Origin of the sequence: Pseudomonas entomophila L48, from assembly GCF_000026105.1 — a bacterium.
Lineage (GTDB): Bacteria > Pseudomonadota > Gammaproteobacteria > Pseudomonadales > Pseudomonadaceae > Aquipseudomonas > Aquipseudomonas entomophila.
The window spans coordinates 5,430,682-5,448,739 of sequence record NC_008027.1; the positions used below are offsets into that span (position 1 = coordinate 5,430,682).

The 18,058-nt window shown below is 64.7% G+C and carries 16 protein-coding genes; 7 read left to right on the plus strand and 9 right to left on the minus strand.

Features of this window, described 5'->3' with window-relative positions; genetic code table 11:
* Positions 1–234 precede the first annotated feature (234 nt).
* From PSEEN_RS23650 to bioB, 7 genes are all read right to left on the minus strand, one after another.
* Positions 235–2,040 carry a phenylacyl-CoA dehydrogenase gene (locus tag PSEEN_RS23650; RefSeq protein ID WP_011536103.1) on the minus strand — a complete coding sequence of 602 codons (1,806 nt, stop codon included), beginning with the start codon at positions 2,038–2,040 and terminating at the stop codon, positions 235–237.
* Between the two features lie 272 nt (positions 2,041–2,312).
* Complete coding sequence (locus PSEEN_RS23655) at positions 2,313–2,612, minus strand: hypothetical protein (protein WP_011536104.1); 300 nt, start codon at positions 2,610–2,612, stop codon at positions 2,313–2,315.
* A 252-nt stretch (positions 2,613–2,864) separates the two neighbouring features.
* Positions 2,865–3,545: a dethiobiotin synthase gene (gene bioD / locus PSEEN_RS23660; protein ID WP_011536105.1), complete on the minus strand. Its 681-nt coding sequence runs from the start codon at positions 3,543–3,545 to the stop codon at positions 2,865–2,867.
* Position 3,546: 1 nt separating this feature from the next.
* Positions 3,547–4,371, minus strand: coding sequence for a malonyl-ACP O-methyltransferase BioC (bioC, locus tag PSEEN_RS23665; RefSeq protein WP_044488531.1), 825 nt, complete (start codon positions 4,369–4,371; stop codon positions 3,547–3,549).
* Entirely contained in the window at positions 4,364–5,095 is a 732-nt protein-coding gene (locus tag PSEEN_RS23670) for an alpha/beta fold hydrolase (protein ID WP_011536107.1), read from the minus strand. The genes bioC and PSEEN_RS23670 overlap by 8 nt, the downstream gene beginning before the upstream one ends.
* A complete protein-coding gene (gene bioF / locus PSEEN_RS23675; RefSeq protein ID WP_011536108.1) occupies positions 5,088–6,260 on the minus strand; it encodes an 8-amino-7-oxononanoate synthase in 1,173 nt (390 codons plus the stop codon). Before bioF ends, PSEEN_RS23670 begins: the two co-directional genes overlap by 8 nt.
* Positions 6,261–6,262: 2 nt before the next feature.
* Positions 6,263–7,321: a biotin synthase BioB gene (gene bioB, locus PSEEN_RS23680; RefSeq protein ID WP_011536109.1), complete on the minus strand. Its 1,059-nt coding sequence runs from the start codon at positions 7,319–7,321 to the stop codon at positions 6,263–6,265.
* A gap of 89 nt (positions 7,322–7,410) precedes the next feature.
* On the opposite strand from bioB, the gene PSEEN_RS23685 reads away from it, so the two are divergent.
* The 4 genes from PSEEN_RS23685 (at position 7,411) to rarD (ending at position 11,045) form a co-directional block, all read left to right on the plus strand.
* Positions 7,411–8,148 (plus strand): ComF family protein, encoded by a 738-nt coding sequence (locus PSEEN_RS23685; protein WP_011536110.1) that lies wholly within the window; start codon positions 7,411–7,413, stop codon positions 8,146–8,148.
* A 57-nt stretch (positions 8,149–8,205) separates the two neighbouring features.
* Complete coding sequence (locus PSEEN_RS23690) at positions 8,206–8,970, plus strand: TOBE domain-containing protein (RefSeq protein ID WP_011536111.1); 765 nt, start codon at positions 8,206–8,208, stop codon at positions 8,968–8,970.
* A gap of 148 nt (positions 8,971–9,118) precedes the next feature.
* The gene (locus PSEEN_RS23695; RefSeq protein ID WP_011536112.1) at positions 9,119–10,093 is read left to right on the plus strand and encodes a serine/threonine protein kinase; all 975 of its coding nucleotides are present in this window, start codon (positions 9,119–9,121) and stop codon (positions 10,091–10,093) included.
* A gap of 64 nt (positions 10,094–10,157) precedes the next feature.
* Complete coding sequence (gene rarD, locus PSEEN_RS23700; RefSeq protein WP_011536113.1) at positions 10,158–11,045, plus strand: EamA family transporter RarD; 888 nt, start codon at positions 10,158–10,160, stop codon at positions 11,043–11,045.
* A 263-nt stretch (positions 11,046–11,308) separates the two neighbouring features.
* On the opposite strand, the gene PSEEN_RS23705 is transcribed toward rarD, so the two are convergent.
* Entirely contained in the window at positions 11,309–11,827 is a 519-nt protein-coding gene (locus PSEEN_RS23705; protein WP_011536114.1) for a glycine cleavage system transcriptional repressor, read from the minus strand.
* Positions 11,828–12,288: 461 nt separating this feature from the next.
* Between PSEEN_RS23705 and PSEEN_RS23710 the strand changes: the two genes are divergently transcribed.
* The gene (locus tag PSEEN_RS23710; RefSeq protein ID WP_011536115.1) at positions 12,289–14,466 is read left to right on the plus strand and encodes a malate synthase G; all 2,178 of its coding nucleotides are present in this window, start codon (positions 12,289–12,291) and stop codon (positions 14,464–14,466) included.
* Positions 14,467–14,623: 157 nt separating this feature from the next.
* On the opposite strand, the gene PSEEN_RS23715 is transcribed toward PSEEN_RS23710, so the two are convergent.
* Positions 14,624–15,067, minus strand: coding sequence for a response regulator (locus PSEEN_RS23715; RefSeq protein WP_011536116.1), 444 nt, complete (start codon positions 15,065–15,067; stop codon positions 14,624–14,626).
* 227 nt (positions 15,068–15,294) lie between these two features.
* On the opposite strand from PSEEN_RS23715, the gene PSEEN_RS23720 reads away from it, so the two are divergent.
* Both PSEEN_RS23720 and PSEEN_RS23725 read left to right on the plus strand, forming a co-directional pair.
* The gene (locus PSEEN_RS23720) at positions 15,295–17,232 is read left to right on the plus strand and encodes a putative nucleotidyltransferase substrate binding domain-containing protein (RefSeq protein WP_011536117.1); all 1,938 of its coding nucleotides are present in this window, start codon (positions 15,295–15,297) and stop codon (positions 17,230–17,232) included.
* Entirely contained in the window at positions 17,229–17,939 is a 711-nt protein-coding gene (locus PSEEN_RS23725; RefSeq protein WP_011536118.1) for a 3'-5' exonuclease, read from the plus strand. The genes PSEEN_RS23720 and PSEEN_RS23725 overlap by 4 nt, the downstream gene beginning before the upstream one ends.
* Positions 17,940–18,058: the final 119 nt, after the last annotated feature.

Consider the following 18,058-nt stretch of genomic DNA (forward strand, 5'->3'; position numbering starts at 1 on the left):
GAATACAGATGCCCGCTTTAACGGCAGATCAGTGGCGGAGCTTGAGACTTTCTCGTTACTGGATGCGACACCCGGTCGGATTCTTCATGTTTGCACGATCCCTGTAGGAGCGGATTCATCCGCGAATGCGTCGGTGAACCCAGCGCCATCATCGCGGCTGAAGCCGCTCCTACAGGGAGCAAAAAAAAACCGCCTGCCGGTGAGGGCAGGCGGTTTTTCGTACAACCGGCGGGCTTAGATGGACAGACCGAAGTCTTCTTCCTTCATCGCCATCAGGTTGTCGGCGCCGGACAGGATCGCCGCCACATGCGAGCGGGTGCGCGGCAGGATGCGCTGGAAGTAGAAGCGCGCAGTCTGCAGCTTGGCGGTGTAGAACGCCTCTTCGCTGGTGCCGGCAGCCAGTTTCTCGGCGGCCAGGCGGGCGATGTCGGCCCAGAAGTAGGCCAGGCACGCATAGCCGGAGTACATCAGGTAGTCCACCGAAGCGGCACCCACTTCCTCGCGGTCCTTCATGGCGGCCATGCCGATCTTCATGGTCAGTTCGCCCCACTCCTTGTTGATCGCCGCCAGAGGCTCGACGAACTCTTTGGTGGCGGCGTTGCCTTCCTGCCCCTGGCAGAACTTGTGGACGATCTTGGTGAAGCCCTTGAGCGCCTCGCCCTGGGTCATCAGCACTTTACGGCCGAGCAGGTCGAGGGCCTGGATACCGGTGGTGCCTTCGTACAACATCGAGATACGGCTGTCGCGTACGTTCTGCTCCATGCCCCACTCAGCGATGAAGCCGTGGCCACCGTAGATCTGCACGCCGTGGTTGGCGGCCTCGAAGCCAACTTCGGTCATGAACGCCTTGGCGATCGGGGTGAGGAAGGCCAGCAGGGCGTCGGCCTTCTTGCGCTCTTCCTCGTCCTGGCTGTACTTGACGATATCCACTTGCTTGGCGGTGAAGTAGACCATCGCGCGGTTGCCTTCGGCGAAGGCCTTCATGGTCAGCAGCATGCGACGCACGTCCGGGTGGACGATGATCGGGTCGGCGGCCTTTTCCGGCGCTTTCGGGCCAGTCAGGGAGCGCATCTGCAGGCGGTCACGGGCGTACTTCAAGCCACCCTGGAACGCCACTTCGGCGTGGGCCAGACCCTGCAGGGCAGTACCCAGGCGCGCAGTGTTCATGAAGGTGAACATGCAGTTCAGGCCCTTGTTGGCCGGGCCGATCAGGTAGCCGGTGGCAGCGTCGAAGTTCATCACGCAGGTGGCGTTGCCGTGGATGCCCATCTTGTGTTCGAGGGAGCCGCAGCTCACACCGTTGCGCTCGCCCACGCCGCCTTCGGCGTTTGGCAGGAACTTCGGCACGATGAACAGCGAGATACCCTTGGTACCGGCCGGTGCGTCGGGCAGGCGGGCCAGGACGATATGGACGATGTTGTCGGCCATGTCGTGCTCACCGGCCGAGATGAAGATCTTGGTGCCGGATACCTTGTAGCTGCCGTCGGCCTGGGGTTCGGCCTTGGTGCGCAGCATGCCGAGGTCGGTGCCGCAGTGCGGCTCGGTCAGGCACATGGTGCCGGTCCACTCGCCGGAGACCAGCTTGGTCAGGTAGGTCTCTTGCTGCTCGGGGGTGCCGTGCTCGGAGATGGTGTTCATCGCGCCATGGGACAGGCCTGGGTACATGCCCCACGACCAGTTCGACTCGCCGACCATTTCGCTGAGCGTAAGGCCCAGCGACTCGGGCAGGCCCTGGCCGCCATGGGCGACGTCATGGGCCAGGCTCGGCCAGCCACCTTCGACGAATTGCTCGTAGGCTTGCTTGAAGCCGGTCGGGGTCTTCACGCCCGATTCGCTCCAGGTGCAGCCTTCCAGGTCGCCGACGCGGTTCAGCGGTGCCAGCACCTGCTCACAGAATTTCGCGCCTTCTTCCAGGATCGCGTTGACCATGTCCGGCGTCGCGTCCTGGCAGCCCGGCAGGCTCTGATAGTGCGCCTCATAGCCGAGCAGCTCGTCGCGGACGAAGCGGATATCACGCAAGGGGGCTTTGTAATCAGGCATTGCGATGAACCTCTGTGATGAGTTCGGTGGGGAGACCGCGGATACCGACCAGCTCTTGGCGGCTTTCGGTCAAACAGTTGTTTGAAACTTACGTTTAGGTGGCCTCAATGTCAAGAAGGCACAATAGTGTCATTTCGGTCGCCGAACATGGCATTTATGCCACGCCCACCTGAAAGCATCGCGGGGCAAGCCCGCTCCCACGCAATCGCCGCAAGGCGGGGCATGGAAGCGGGCTTGCCCCGCGAGGGTGCAGCCGGAGGTGATTCAGCGTATCAGGCGTACGTATCGATGAAACGACCGAGCATTTCGTCCGAAGCCTTGGCGACTTTCACGCCCAGTTCGACCTCGTGCTTGCCCAGCGCCAGTTGCACGGTGCTGGTGGCCAGGTCCAACTGCTGGCTGCGATCGACGCCGCGCAGGCGTTCGGCCTGGAATTGGCTGGACTGGCCGCTTTCCTCGCCGCGCTCGACCGCGCCGCTGGCGATCTGCTGGGCGGCCTGGTCGACGCGGCTCTGCCCGGCCTGGATGGCACCAAGGCCCGCATAGAAGGCGGAGCTTGCATTGATTTCCATGTCAGGACTCCGTGACGCTGGATAGTGAACAGGCCTTATTAAAGCAGCACATCAGGCAAAAGGCCCGTTTAAATCACTAATAGCCTAGTGCCATCCAATAGAGCCCGGTGATTTTGACTTGTCTGTGCTGTCGAGCAGGGACCCGTAGGAGCGGCTTTAGCCGCGATGCAGGCGACGCGGTGCCTGGCACCCGCTTTGCGGGTGATCGCGGCTAAAGCCGCTCCTACAGAGGTCGCGCCAAATCAGGCCACACTAGTCCAGCAAGTCCAGTTGCAAGTGCTCGGCCACCGCATCCGCGCCCGCCTGCTTGAGCCAGGGGACACGCCCGAGGCACGGCGCCGGCAAGCGCTCGGCCAGGCTGGAGAGGTTCTCTTCCAGGCGCGATGTGCGCGGATCGACGATGTTCGCCACCCAACCGGCCAGCTGCAGCCCATCCCGGGCAATGGCCTCTGCACTGAGCAAAGCATGGTTGATACAACCAAGGCGCACGCCGACCACCAGGATCACCGGCAACTTCAAGGCAACGGCCAGGTCCGAAAGGTTGGCCGTATCGGAAAGCGGCACGCGCCATCCGCCCGCCCCCTCGATCAGCGTGAAGTCGGCCTCTTGGTCGAGCACATGCTGCATGGCTTCGCGCAAGGTCGCCACGCTCAATGCCACGCCCGCTTCACGTGCCGCCACGTGTGGGGCGATGGCCGGCTCGAACGCGAATGGGTTGACCCTTTCGTAAGGGAGCTTGATCGAACTCTCGTCGATCAACGCCAGGGCATCGCTGTTACGCAGCCCCTTGCCGGAAACCGTGCAGCCGGAAGCCACGGGCTTGGCCGCCAGCGTGCTCATGCCCAATTGCCGCGCCGCGTGCAGCAGGCCGGCGGCGATGGTGGTCTTGCCCACGTCGGTGTCGGTGCCGGCGATGAAATAGGCCTGGCTCATGCTACTGCTCCTGCGCCATGGGTTTGCGCAACACACCATAGACCACCTGGTAGGTGGCCGGCAGGCCCTGCGGCTGACGGAACTGTTCGTAGGCCTGCAACAGGCCCTGCATCCGCGCCCGGCCGGTGAGCCCGGAAGGGCGCCCCGGGTTGAGGTTGTGGGCGCCCAGCGCCTTGAGTTCATGGGTCAGGCTGCGTACGTCGGGGTAGTGAAGGACATGGGCACGCCGCTCCAGGTCGAGCATCTGCATGTCGCTTTCTGCGCACAGCCGCTGGTAGTCCTCGAAACGACGGAAGCGGTTGACGTGAACCATGCCGTCCACGGCCTGCCAGCTGGCGCGCAACTCTTCCAGCGTGCCCACGCACAGGCTGCTGAATGCCAGGACACCACCTGGACGCAGTACCCGCCGCGCCTCATCCAGCACGCTGGCGAACTGGCCGCACCACTGCACCGCCAGGCTGCTGAACAGCAGGTCGACACTGGCGTCACGCAACGGCAGGCGTTCGGCATCGCCGGCCACATGGTGGCGCGCGCCACCCTGCTCGCGGGCATGGCGCAGCATGCCCTCGGCGATGTCCAGGGCCACACCGTTCGCGCTTTTGAAACGCTCGGCCAGCACCCGGCTGAAATGCCCGGTGCCACTGCCCATGTCGAGCCAGCGCGCAGGCGCCAGGCCGTCGGGCAGCTTGTCCAGCAAGGCAACACCGACCGCGCGCTGCAGGGCCGCGACACTGTCGTAGCTGGCCGCCGCGCGGGAGAACGAAGCCGCCACCTGGCGCTTGTCCGGCAGGGCGCCGGGCAGGGTTGGGTGGGAAAGGTCAGTCATCGCCACTCTCATGCAGGAAACTCTTGATGCCCGCCGCCAGCTCCTGTGGATATTCCAGCAGGAAGGCGTGGGAACTGTCTTCGACCAGGCCGACTTCCACGTCCGGCAACAGGTCGCTCAGGGCCTTGGCCGCATCGGCCGGCACCAATGCGTCGCTGCCGGCGAACAGATGAAGCTGCGGGCCGCCGTATTGCTCCAGCGCGGCGCGGGTGTCCAGCTTGGCCAGTACTTCGAGGCCGGTAGCCAGGTACAACGGGTCGGTGTCCGGCACCCCCACGCCGAGCTGGCGCAACAAGGTGCGCGGCTGCAGGGCGCCGTCGCTGCACAGGGTGCGAAAGCGCTTCAGGGTGACTTGGGTGTGGCTGCGGCAGCCATCGAGGAAGGTACCGAAGGTATCCGGCGCCATGCCGTGGGGCCAATCGGGACGGGCCACGAAGCAAGGATTGCTGGCCAGGGTCAGCAAGCCGCAGCAGTGATCGCCACGCTTGTGCGCCAGCAGGCTGGCGAGCATGCCGCCCAGTGACCAGCCGCCCAGCCACACATCGGTGGGCAATTTGCGGTCGAGATGATCGACCCAGGCCTGTACATCGCTGTCGGCCAGCTCCGGCAGCGGCATCAGCTCGACCTGCAGGCGTGAATCCTGGGCTCGCAGGCTGGCGGCCAACGGCTCCAGGGATGCGGTGCCCAGCCCCCAGCCGGGCAGGAGGATCAGTCGGTTACGCATCGGCAGACTCCAGCTGTGGATAACACTCGGCCAATGCATTCAACAATAGCTGGACCTGGGCCTCGCTGTGAGCCGCGCTCAGGGTTACACGCAAGCGTGCGCTACCAACAGGCACGGTAGGTGGACGGATCGCGGTAACCAGCAAGCCGCGCTCGCGCAGTTTGCGCGACAGCGCCATGGCGCGCCCGGCATCGCCGATCAGAATCGGCTGGATCGCCGTGTGACTGTCCATCAGGGTCAGGCCGATCTGCCGTGCGCCCTCGCGGAACTGGCGAATCAACGCAGCCAGATGCTCCCGTCGCCAGGTGTCCTTGCGCAGCAGCTCCAGCGCCTTGAGCGTCGCGCAGGCCAGCGCAGGCGGCTGGCTGGTGGTGTAAATATAGGGCCGTGCGAATTGCACCAGCGCTTCGATCAACTCCTCGCTGCCGACGACGAAGGCACCGGAAGTGCCACAGGCCTTGCCCAGGGTGCCAATCAGCACCGGCACGTCGTCGACGCCCAGGCCAAACTGCTCCAGCAAACCGCCGCCGTTGGCGCCCAGCGTGCCCAGGCCATGGGCGTCGTCGACCATCAGCCAGGCGCCACGGGCCCGCGCCACGTCAGCCAGCGCGGGCAGGTTGGCGCAATCACCATCCATGCTGAACACGCCATCGGTGACCACCAATGTATTGCCGGTGGCCTTTTCCAGGCGGCTGGCGAGGCTCGCGGGATCGTTGTGCAGGTAACGGCTGAAGCGGGCGCCGCTGAGCAGGCCACCGTCCAGCAGCGAAGCATGGTTGAGGCGGTCCTGCAGCACCGTGTCGCCCTGCCCCACCAGCGCAGTGATGGCACCCAGGTTGGCCATGTAGCCGGTGGAGAACAGCAGCGCACGCGGGCGCCCGGTGAGCTCGGCAAGCGCCTCCTCGACCTGGTGGTGCGGGGTGCTGTGGCCGATCACCAGGTGCGAGGCACCGCCGCCGACGCCCCAGCGCTCGGCGCCAGCGCGCCAGGCCTGGATCACATCGGGGTGGTTGGCCAGCCCCAGGTAGTCGTTGCTGCAGAACGCCAGCAGCGGCTGGCCATCGACCACCACCTGCGGCCCCTGCGGGCTTTGCAGCAGTGGCCGTTGCCGGTAAAGGTCGGCGGCGCGCCGTTCGGCCAGCCGCGCGGCAAGGTCGAACGCCATGCTCAGGCCGAGGCTGCGTCGTAGAACAGCTCGCTGTTGCGCTGCTCGACCAGCGCCTGCTCGATGGCCGCCTGGTGCACTTCGTCGGCGTGTTCTTCACGGGCTTCGGGCTTGATACCAAGGCGCGCGAACAACTGCATGTCCTTGTCGGCCTGCGGGTTGGCGGTGGTCAGCAGCTTCTCGCCGTAGAAGATCGAGTTGGCGCCGGCCATGAAGGCCAGGGCCTGCATCTGCTCGTTCATCTGCTCGCGGCCGGCCGACAGGCGCACGTGGGACTTGGGCATGAGGATACGGGCCACGGCCAGCATGCGAATGAAGTCGAACGGGTCGACGTCTTCTTCCTCGGCCAGCGGCGTGCCGGCGACCTTGACCAACATGTTGATCGGCACCGACTCCGGGTGCTCGGGCAGGTTGGCCAGTTGGATCAGCAGGCCTGCGCGGTCGTCCAGCGACTCGCCCATGCCGAGAATGCCGCCGGAGCAGATCTTCATCCCGGCATCACGTACATAGGCCAGCGTCTGCAGGCGCTCGCTGTAGGTGCGGGTGGTGATGATGCTGCCGTAGAACTCCGGCGAGGTGTCGAGGTTGTGGTTGTAGTAGTCCAGGCCGGCCTGGGCCAGGGCCAACGTTTGCTCCTGGTCGAGCTTGCCGAGGGTCATGCAGGTTTCCAGGCCCATGGCCTTGACCCCTTTGACCATCTCCAGCACGTAGGGCATGTCCTTGGCCGACGGGTGCTTCCAGGCCGCGCCCATGCAGAAGCGGGTCGAACCGATGGCCTTGGCCCGGGCGGCTTCTTCCAGCACCTTCTGCACTTCCATCAGCTTCTGTTTTTCCAGCCCGGTGTTGTAGTGGCCGGACTGCGGACAATATTTGCAATCTTCCGGGCAGGCGCCGGTCTTGATCGACAGCAGCGTGGAAACCTGCACGCGGTTGGGGTCGAAATACGCGCGGTGCATGGTCTGGGCCTGGAACAGCAAGTCGTTGAATGGCTGCTGGAACAGCGCCTTGACCTCGGCCAGGGACCAGTCGTGACGGGTTGTTGCAATTGCGCTGGCGCTCATCGGCGTTTCCTTATCTAGGGTCTGACTGACGCCGGAACAGGAAAACCCACCAGCGCATCACGGATAGCTCGCATAGTCATGGAAGGCCTATGAACTGTCAACCAAACATAAAATCACTGGCTTACAAGTGTTCAAATATTAATCAAACATGCTTGCTTTGCGATGAACCTGCCAGGCAGCCTTATCCACTGTGCCCAGCCTGTGAAAGCGAGCTGCCCTGGCTGGTTGAACAATGCATCCGCTGCGCCTTGCCACTGTCGCTGGAGGGGCTCACCTGTGCCAGTTGCAGCCGTCGCCGACCGGCGTTCAGCCGGGTCGTCGCCGCCTGGCACTACGGTTTTCCGGTCGACACCCTGATCAGCCGTTTCAAGCACAACAGCCAATGGCCCCTCGGGCGGCTGATGGCACAGTTGCTCGGGCATGCCGTGGAGCATCGGCATGGCATGGGCTTGCCGAGACCCGACCGGCTGTTGCCTGTTCCTTTGGCCAGGCGTCGACTGCGCCAGCGCGGCTTCAACCAGGCAGCCATGCTTTGCCGCTGGCTGTCCGGGCAGCTTGAACTGCCCTGGGATGAACACCTGCTGGAGCGCACGCGCGACACTCGCGCCCAGCAGGCGTTGGGCGCCAGCGCCCGGCACCGCAATCTGCGCCATGCCTTCGCCCTGGCGCCAGGTACCGAGGTCAAGGACCTGCACCTGGCCGTGGTCGACGACGTCATGACCACCGGCGCGACCGCCCAGGCGATCGCCGCGCTGCTGCGCAAGGCCGGCGCCCGGCGCGTCGACATCTACTGCCTGGCGCGCACCCCTCGCCCCGGCCAGGCTTGACTTGACCGGGTACGAGCGGCAACGTCGCGGGATATTCACCACATTCGATACCCGCCCATGTCCCTGCCCGCCCTGCTCACCCAGCACATCGCCCGCCGCCCACAGCGCATCGCCCTGTTGCAGCACGTGGCCGAACAAGGCTCGATCACTCGCGCGGCAAAAGCCGCCGGCATCAGCTACAAGGCGGCCTGGGACGCCATCGACGAGCTCAACAACCTGGCGGCGCAACCCTTGGTGGAGCGCAGCACCGGAGGGCGCGGCGGCGGTGGCGCACGGTTGTCCGTCGAAGGTGAACGGGTGCTGCGCCTCTATCAGCGCCTGCAGGCCTTGCAAGCGCAGATACTCGAAGCCGCCGAGGAGACCAGCGACCTCGACCTGCTCGGGCGCCTGATGTTGCGCACCAGTGCACGCAACCAGCTGCAAGGGCGGATCAGCGGGCTGCGCCGCGAAGGGCGGCATGACCGTATCAGCCTGGACTTGGGCGGCGGGCTGGAAATCGAAGCGTTGATTACGCGCGGCAGCACCGAACGGCTGGAACTGGCGTTGGGCGCGACTGTAGTGGCACTGCTCAAGGCGGGCTGGGTGCAGTTGCTTGGCGCGGATGAGGCGCCGGAACCCGGCAGCAACTGTCTGGAGGCAAAGGTCGAGGAAGTGCTGGCCGATTCCGATGGGCCGAGTGAGGTGCGCCTGGCGCTGGGTAACGGCCAGACACTGTGTGCCATTGCCGAGGACCAGTGGGTGACGCAGCACAGGGTAGGAGTGGGAAGCACGTTGCGGGTGCAGTTCCATCCGTCGTATGTGTTGCTTGGCGTTCCAGTCTGATGCACACAGGGCTCTGAACCGGGGCTGCTGCGCAGCCCATCGCCGGCAAGCCGGCTCCTACAGGCAAGGCGTGAACCTGCCGAACACATTCACGCACAGGCCAATGCGCTACCATGCGCCCACGCAGCCCCCGCGCTTGGAGCCTTTCATGTCCCACCCCTTCGATACCCTCACCCCCGACCTCGTACTGGACGCCGTGGAAAGCCTGGACTTTCTCAGCGACGCGCGAGTGCTGGCGCTCAACAGCTACGAGAACCGCGTCTACCAGGTGGGCATCGAGGGGGAACAGCCGCTGATCGCCAAGTTCTACCGCCCAGGGCGCTGGAACGATGCGGCAATCCTTGAAGAACATGCCTTCACCGCCGAGCTGGCCGAGTGCGAAGTGCCAGTGGTGGCCCCGCTGCTGCACGAAGGTCGCTCCCTGTTCGAGCACCAGGGTTTTCGCTTCACCCTGTTCCCACGCCGTGGCGGCCATGCCCCGGAGCCTGGCAACCTCGACCAGCTCTACCGCCTTGGGCAACTGCTCGGGCGCCTGCACGCGGTGGGCGCCACCAAGCCTTTCGCTCACCGCGAATCCCTGGCTGTGGACAACTTCGGCCACGCCTCGCTCAAGACCCTGCTCGACGGCGACTTTGTGCCCCGCGAGCTGCTGCCGGCCTACGAATCGGTGGCCCGCGACCTGCTCAAGCGGGTCGAGGACATCTACGCCCGCACCCCGCACCAGACAATCCGCCTGCACGGTGACCTGCACCCCGGCAACCTGATGCACCGCGACGAGGTCTACCACGTCGTCGACCTCGACGATTGCCGCATGGGGCCGGCCGTCCAGGACCTGTGGATGATGCTCGCCGGCAGCCGCGAAGAACGCCTGGGCCAGTTGGCCGAGCTGATCGACGGCTACAACGAGTTCCACGACTTCGACCCGCGCGAACTGGCCCTGATCGAGCCACTGCGTGCCCTGCGCCAGCTGCATTACAGCGCCTGGCTGGCGCGACGCTGGGACGATCCGGCGTTCCCGCCGAGCTTCCCCTGGTTCGGCCAGCCGCGCTACTGGGGCGACCAGATCCTCGCCCTGCGCGAGCAGATCGCCGCACTGGATGAAGAACCGCTGAAATTGTTCTAGAACCGCGTCGCGGTCTGTCTACAATAGGCGTCGCTTTATTTAGCTACCTAAGCAAGGATTTTTCATGCACGCCGCCAACCCGCGCCGCGGGTACCTCCTGGGCCTCGGCGCCTACATCATCTGGGGCCTTTTCCCCCTGTACTTCAAAGCCATCCAGAGCGTCCCGGCGGTGGAGATCATCGTCCACCGGGTGCTCTGGTCGGCGCTGTTCGGCTCGCTCCTGCTACTGGTGTGGAAACACCCCGGCTGGTGGCGCGAGCTGCGCGATAACCCGCGACGCCTGGCGATCCTGGCCCTGAGCGGTGCACTGATCGCCGGCAACTGGTTGACCTATGTGTGGGCGGTGAACAACGGGCGCATGCTCGAAGCCAGCCTGGGCTACTACATCAACCCGCTGATCAACGTGTTGCTGGGCATGCTGCTGCTCGGCGAGCGCCTGCGCCGCCTACAATGGCTGGCGGTAGGGCTGGCGGCACTGGGGGTGGTGCAACAGGTGTGGCAGGTCGGCAGCCTGCCTTGGGTGTCGCTGGCGCTGGCACTGTCGTTTGGTTTCTATGGGTTGATTCGCAAGCAGGCGCCCGTGGCCGCGCTGCCTGGGCTGGTGGTCGAGACGTGGATGCTGGTGCCCATCGCCATCGGCTGGTTGTTGCTGCACCCTGCTGCCAGCAGCGCCAGCCCTGAGTTTTTCAGCAGTAGCGAAGCGATGTGGTTGATCGCGGCCGGCCCAGTGACGCTGGTGCCGCTGGTCTGTTTCAACGCCGCCGCCCGTCACCTGCCCTACACCACGCTGGGCTTCTTGCAGTACCTGGCACCGACCCTGGTGCTGCTGCAGGCGGTGCTGTTGTTCGACGAGCACCTGACGGCGAGCAACCTGCTGGCGTTCGCCTGCATCTGGGCCGGCCTGGCGGTTTATAGCGTCGATGCCTGGATCAGCTTGCGCAAGCGCGCCTGATCAAATAATGATCACCTTGCTACAGGCCACGAATGGCGTGGCCTGCAGCAAATGTTCCAAAGGTTATCCACACCCTCGTCCCCGCCGTTTGTGCACAAGCCATTGATTGCTGGACGTTTTTTGCTCAAATCGCGCCAGGCAGCGCCGTTATTGGCCTGCAGCGGGACGCCCCCAGGTTATCCACAGAGACGTCCCTCTGAAATCGGGGATAACCTTGTTCGCCGGCAAGCCGGCTCCTACAGGGGGAACGCTGCGCATTCACTTCATTCTTCCGGCCGCAACTTCAATTCAACCATCAGGTCATCGGCCAGGCTCTCCAGCCGCCGCTGCAGGTCTTCCAGCGACAAGGTCAACGGCAGTGCCAGCAAGGCATCGGCGCGGAACAACGGTTCGCTGCTCATTGGCGCGGGGCGAACCTCGGTGCTCAGGCGCTCCACGTTCACCCCTTGCTCGGCCAGCAAGCGGGTGATATCACGGACGATGCCTGGCCGGTCGTTGCCCACCAGTTCCATGGCGATCGGTTTCCAGGTGCAGGACGGCTCGATGCCGCTTTCGGCGATCAGCACGCGAATGTCGTACTGGGCCAGCTTGTGCAGTGACTCGACGAGCTCGTCGTAGTTTTCCGCCGGCACGGCCACCCGCAGGATCCCGGCGAACTGCCCGGCCATGCGCGACATGCGGCTTTCCAACCAGTTGCCGTTGTGATTGGCGATGCACTCGGCGATGCGTTCGACCTGCCCGGCCTTGTCGGGGGCGATCACGGTGAGTACGAGATGGTCCACAGGCCACTCCTCTTGGTTCGGTCAGGGCCGCGACGGACGGCCGAAAAACGGGGATCGCATCAGTATAGGCAAGGCGCGGCAACCTGCCGCAGGACAGCCCAGCCAACCAATCGTGTACTGTTTCAAGATTTATCTGGAACAATCCACCTGTTTTTTGCGAACATGTCATCTCCCAGCGTGACCCTATGCGACCAACCGGTCGCGGAGCGACGCTTTTAGTCTGATGTTTACCTGCCTGCTGCTTCATGTAGTATGCGTCGACGCGGACTACAAAACGTCGTTTCGATGTCTGCCAAGGCGCCTGTGAAAATACGCCACCCGCTCGCCGACCCGTCTGGCGAGCCGCACCCAGCCGCCCTCGTGAGTCATCGGGGCATGCACTGGTGCCGTGTTTAGAGAAGCGCTACAGGCTTAATACAGAAGAGCGAAAGCGAAATAGCTGAGCAGAGGTGAGGCAAGCAATGACTGGATACGTTCAAGTCGGTGGCCTTCAGGTCGCCAAGGTCCTGTTCGACTTCGTCAACAACGAAGCCATTCCGGGGACCGGCATCAACGCCGAGCAGTTCTGGGCCGGTGCCGAGAAGATCATCAACGACCTCGCTCCCAAGAACAAAGCCCTGCTCGCCAAGCGCGACGAGCTGCAAGCGAAGATCGACGCCTGGCACCAGGCACACAAGGGCCAGGCCCACGACGCCGTGGCATACAAGGTCTTCCTCCAGGAAATCGGCTACCTGCTGCCGCAGGCCGAAGACTTCCAGGCCACCACCCAGAACGTCGACGAAGAAATCGCCCACATGGCCGGCCCGCAGCTGGTGGTGCCGGTGATGAACGCCCGCTTCGCTTTGAACGCCGCCAACGCCCGCTGGGGTTCGCTGTACGATGCCCTGTACGGCACCGACGCCATCAGCGATGAAGGCGGCGCCGAAAAAGGCCAGGGGTACAACAAGCTGCGCGGCGACAAGGTCATCGCCTTCGCCCGTGCCTTCCTCGACCAAGCCGCGCCACTGGCCGCCGGCTCCCACGTCGACTCCACCGCCTACCGCATCGAAGGCGGCAAGCTGGTGGTCGCCCTCAAGGGCGGCAGCAACAGCGGCCTGCGCGACGACGCCCAGTTGATCGGCTTCCATGGCGATGCCAAGGCCCCGACCGCCGTGCTGCTCAAGCACAACGGCCTGCACTTCGAGATCCAGGTCGACGCCACCACCCCGGTCGGCAGCACCGACGCCGCGGGCGTGAAAGACATCCTGATGGAATCGGCACTGACCACCATCATGGACTGCGAAGACTCGGTCGCCGCCGTCGACGCCGACGACAAAGTGGTCGTCTACCGCAACTGGCTGGGCCTGATGAAAGGCGACCTGGCCGAGAGCGTGAGCAAGGGCGGCAAGACCTTCACCCGCACCATGAACCCGGACCGCGAGTACGCCGCCCCTAACGGCGGCAGCGTCACCCTGCACGGTCGTTCACTGCTGTTCGTACGCAACGTCGGTCACCTGATGACCAACCCGGCGATCCTCGACGCCCAGGGTAACGAGATTCCGGAGGGTATCCAGGATGGTCTGTTCACCAACCTGATCGCCCTGCACAACCTCAACGGCAACACCAGCCGCAAGAACACCCGCAGCGGCAGCGTGTACATCGTCAAACCGAAAATGCACGGCCCTGAAGAGGTGGCCTTCGCCGCCGAGATCTTCAGCCGCGTCGAAGACCTGCTGGGCATGAAGCGCAACACCGTCAAGGTCGGCATCATGGATGAGGAACGCCGCACCACGGTCAACCTCAAGGCCTGCATCAAGTCGGCCGCCGAGCGCGTGGTGTTCATCAACACCGGCTTCCTCGACCGTACCGGTGACGAGATCCACACCTCCATGGAAGCCGGCGCCGTGGTGCGCAAGGGCGCCATGAAGAACGAGAAGTGGATCGGCGCCTACGAGAACAACAACGTCGACATCGGCCTGGCCACCGGCCTGCAAGGCCGCGCGCAGATCGGCAAGGGCATGTGGGCCATGCCGGACCTGATGGCCGCCATGCTTGAACAGAAGATCGCCCACCCGCTGGCCGGCGCCAACACCGCCTGGGTGCCATCGCCGACCGCCGCCACCCTGCACGCCCTGCACTACCACAAGGTCGACGTGCAGGCGCGCCAGCGCGAGCTGGCTTCGCGTACCCCGGCGTCGGTCGACGACATCCTGACCATCCCGCTGGCTGCCGACACCAACTGGTCCGCAGAAGAGATCCGCAACGAACTGGACAACAACGCCCAGGGCATCCTCGGTTACGTGGTGCGCTGGATCGACCAGGGCGTGGGCTGCTCGAAGGTGCCGGACATCAACGATGTCGGCCTGATGGAAGACCGCGCCACCCTGCGGATCTCGGCACAGTTGCTGGCCAACTGGCTGCGCCATGGCGTGGTCACCCAGGAACAGGTGCTGGAAAGCCTCAAGCGCATGGCCGCGGTGGTGGACAAGCAGAACGCCGGTGACATCCAGTATCGCCCGATGGCGCCGAACTTCGATGACAACATCGCGTTCCAGGCCGCTATCGAGTTGGTGGTCGAGGGCGCCAAGCAACCAAACGGCTATACCGAGCCGGTGCTGCACCGTCGTCGTCGCGAGTTCAAGGCGCGTAACGGGTTGTAATCCGTGAGGGGCCGCCATGCGGCCCGTTCGCTGTGCTGCCGCGCAGGGAACAGCGTCCTTTGTAGGAGCGGCTTTAGCCGCGATGCGGGCAACGCGGTGCCTGGCACCCGCTTCGCAGGTGATCGCGGCTTAAGCCGCTCCTACAGAGCGAATGCTCTCAATCGATCTTCAATTCCTTTTTCACCAGCTCCATCAACCTGTCCAGGTCCACCGGCTTGAGCAGGAAGTCCACCACCCCCAGGTGCATCACGTCCACCGCTTCTTTCACATCGGTGTCGCCAGACACCACGATGATCGACAGCGCCGCTCGCTCCGACTCGCGAATCAACCGGATCAACTCCAGGCCATCCTTGGGCTCCATGCGCAGGTCAGTGATCATCAGGCCGATCAGTGGTTCCCGCTTCAGCCGACTCAACGCCGCCTGGGCACCATCGGCGGTCACGCTCTCAATGCCTTTGGCCTGCAGATAAAGGCTCAGCGCCTGGCTGTTCACCGGATTGTCATCCACCACCAGCACCAGCGGTTCCTGCGCGGGAGGGGCAGTCACCATGGCCAACGCCTCACGCTCGGCGTCACTCAGGATATCGTCATGCTCGGCCATGGCCATCTCGTCAAAAAAACCCCGTTATCCAAGTTCAGACTGCAAAGCCTGCGTATGCAAACTGCCTTTCGTCGGCAATTTGACACCCCAGGACAAGCAGCGAACCCTGCCTCTTGCCTCATAGACTTACGTCCAATGGGCAGCGCAGTGCCGTCGTCCGACCATGGAGGCCTAGAACAACAAGGTCTGCGCCTCTCCATGCAGACATTTTTAACGCGGTTGGTTCCATGAGCAAAAAGGACGCCTACACCCAAGCAGGCAGGACAGCAGTGCTGCAGAACATCCAGGGCACCCTGCAGTTCCTGCAGCGCTTCCCGCCGTTCAACCAGATGGAGCAGAGCCACCTGGCCTACCTGGTGGAACAGTGCCAGTTGCGTTTCTACGCGGCCGGTGAAAGCATCATCAAGCCCGCCGACGGCCCCGTCGAGCACTTCTATATCGTCAAGCAAGGGCGCGTGGTCGGCGAGCGCCAGCATGTCACCCGGCCAGGCACCGAAACCACCTTCGAGATCGCCAGTGGCGAATGCTTCCCGCTGGCCGCGCTGCTGGGTGAGCGAGCCACCCGCACCGAACACCTGGCCGGCGAGGATACGTTCTGCCTGCAATTGAACAAGGCCGCGTTCATCCGCGTGTTCTCCATGTCCGAGGCGTTCCGCGACTTCGCCCTACGCGGCGTGAGCAGCCTGCTCGACCAGGTCAACCAACAGGTGCGCCAGCGGGCGGTGGAAACCCTCGGCACCCAGTATTCGCTGAACACGCCACTGGGCGAACTGGCCTTGCGTCATCCGGTGGTCTGCACGGCAGGCACGCCACTGCGCGAAGCGGTGCGGCTGATGCACGAGCAGCAGGTGGGCAGCATCGTCATCGTCGATGACCAGCGCCACCCCACCGGCATCTTCACCCTGCGTGACCTGCGCCAGGTGGTGGCGGACGCCAGCGCCGAGCTGACCGCGCCGATCGAGCGCTACATGACCGCCCGGCCGTTCTCGCTCAGCCCCCAGGCCAGCGCCTTCGACGCGGCCATGGCCATGACCGAGCGGCACATCGCCCATGTCTGCCTGGTGGAGAACCAGCGCCTGTGCGGGGTGATCTCCGAGCGCGACCTGTTCTCGCTGCAACGGGTCGACCTGGTGCACCTGGCGCGGACCATCCGCCATGCCCCACGCCTGGACACCCTGGTGTCGCTGCGCGGCGAGATCGGCCAACTGGTCGAGCGCATGCTCGCCCATGGCGCCTCCTCGACCCAGATCACCCAGATCATCACCCTGCTCAACGACCACACTGTTTGCCGAGTGATCGAACTCGCTATCGCCGAGCGCGGCGACCCCGGTGTGCCGTTCAGCTGGCTGTGCTTTGGCAGCGAAGGGCGTCGCGAACAGACCCTGCACACCGACCAGGACAACGGGATTCTCTTCGAGGTGCGCGACGCCGCCGAGGCCGATACGATCCGCAGCAAACTGCTGCCACTGGCCCAGCTCATCAACCATAACCTCGCCCAGTGCGGCTTCACCCTGTGCCAGGGCAATGTCATGGCCGGCAACCCCGAGCTGTGCCTGTCGCGCGGCGAATGGGCGCGGCGCTTCGCCGGTTTCGTGCGCGAAGCCAGCCCCGAGAACCTGCTGGGGTCGAGCATCTATTTCGACCTGCGTGTGGTCTGGGGCGATGACCAAGGCTGCGAACAACTGCGCCGGGGCCTGCTGGAGCAGGTGGCGGACAACCGCATCTTCCAGCGCATGCTGGCCGACAACGCCCTGCGTCAGCGCCCGCCGGTCGGGCGCCTGCGCGAGTTCGTGCTGACCCGCCAGGGCGACGACAAGGCCGCGACCCTCGACCTCAAGGTGCAAGGCCTGACACCGTTCGTCGATGGTGCCCGGCTGCTGGCCCTGGCCAATGGCATCGGTGCCTGCAATACCCTCGAGCGGCTGCGCCAGCTGGTGGACAAGGGCGTCATCGCGCCGCTGGATGGTGCTGCGTATGAAGAGGCGTACCACTTCATCCAGCAGACCCGCATGCAGCAGCACCAGCGCCAGAGCCGCGACAACCTGCCCTATTCCAACCGCCTCGACCCGGACAGCCTCAACCACCTGGACCGGCGCATCCTGCGCGAATCCCTGCGCCAGGCCCAGCGCCTGCAAAGCAGCCTGGCCCTGCGGTACCAGCTGTGAACCTGTTCGCCTGGTTGCGCCCGGCGGTACCGCACCTGGACGACCGCCTGCGTCAGCGTCTGGCGCAGTTGCCCAGGCCCGCGCCACCGGCGGTGTGCTCGCTGCGCGAACAGCGCTGGGTGGTGCTGGACCTGGAGACCAGCGGCCTGAACCTCAACCGCGACCAGGTGCTGTCGATCGGCGCGGTGGCCATCGAGGATGGCGCCATCGACCTGGGGCGCCCGTTCGAGCGCACGCTGCACCGGCCCACTCAGAAGACCAATGCCAGCGTATTGATCCACCGCCTCGGCCCCAGTGCCCTGGCGGCGGGATGCGACCCGGCCGAGGCGTTGCTCGACCTGCTGGCGTTCATCGGCGACAGCCCGGTACTGGCGTTCCACGCCCCGTTCGACCAGCGCATGCTGGCCCGAGCCCTGAAGGACAGCCTGGGCCTGCGCCTGCAGCATGTGTTCCTCGACGTCGCGGAACTGGCGCCGATGCTCAACCCCGACACGGTGTTGCGCGAAGCCGGGCTGGATGACTGGATCGCCCGCTTCGGCCTGGAGGTGCAGGCCCGTCACCATGCCAGTGCCGATGCCCAAGTCACGGCGGAGCTGGCGTTGATCCTGTTCAGCCAGGCCCGCCGCCAGCAGTTGGACAGTCCGCTGCAGCTGGAGCAGCGGCTCAAGCAGTGGCGTCGGCGCAAGGTACATAACCACGGCTTCTGAATTGACATCGGCCCGTTCGCCGGCAACGCCAGCTCAGCGCACCGATCCCAAACCTTGCGCCGCTCCTTGTAGGAGCCGGCATTGCCGGCGAACCGCCAGCAGCCCTGGAAACCCAACGT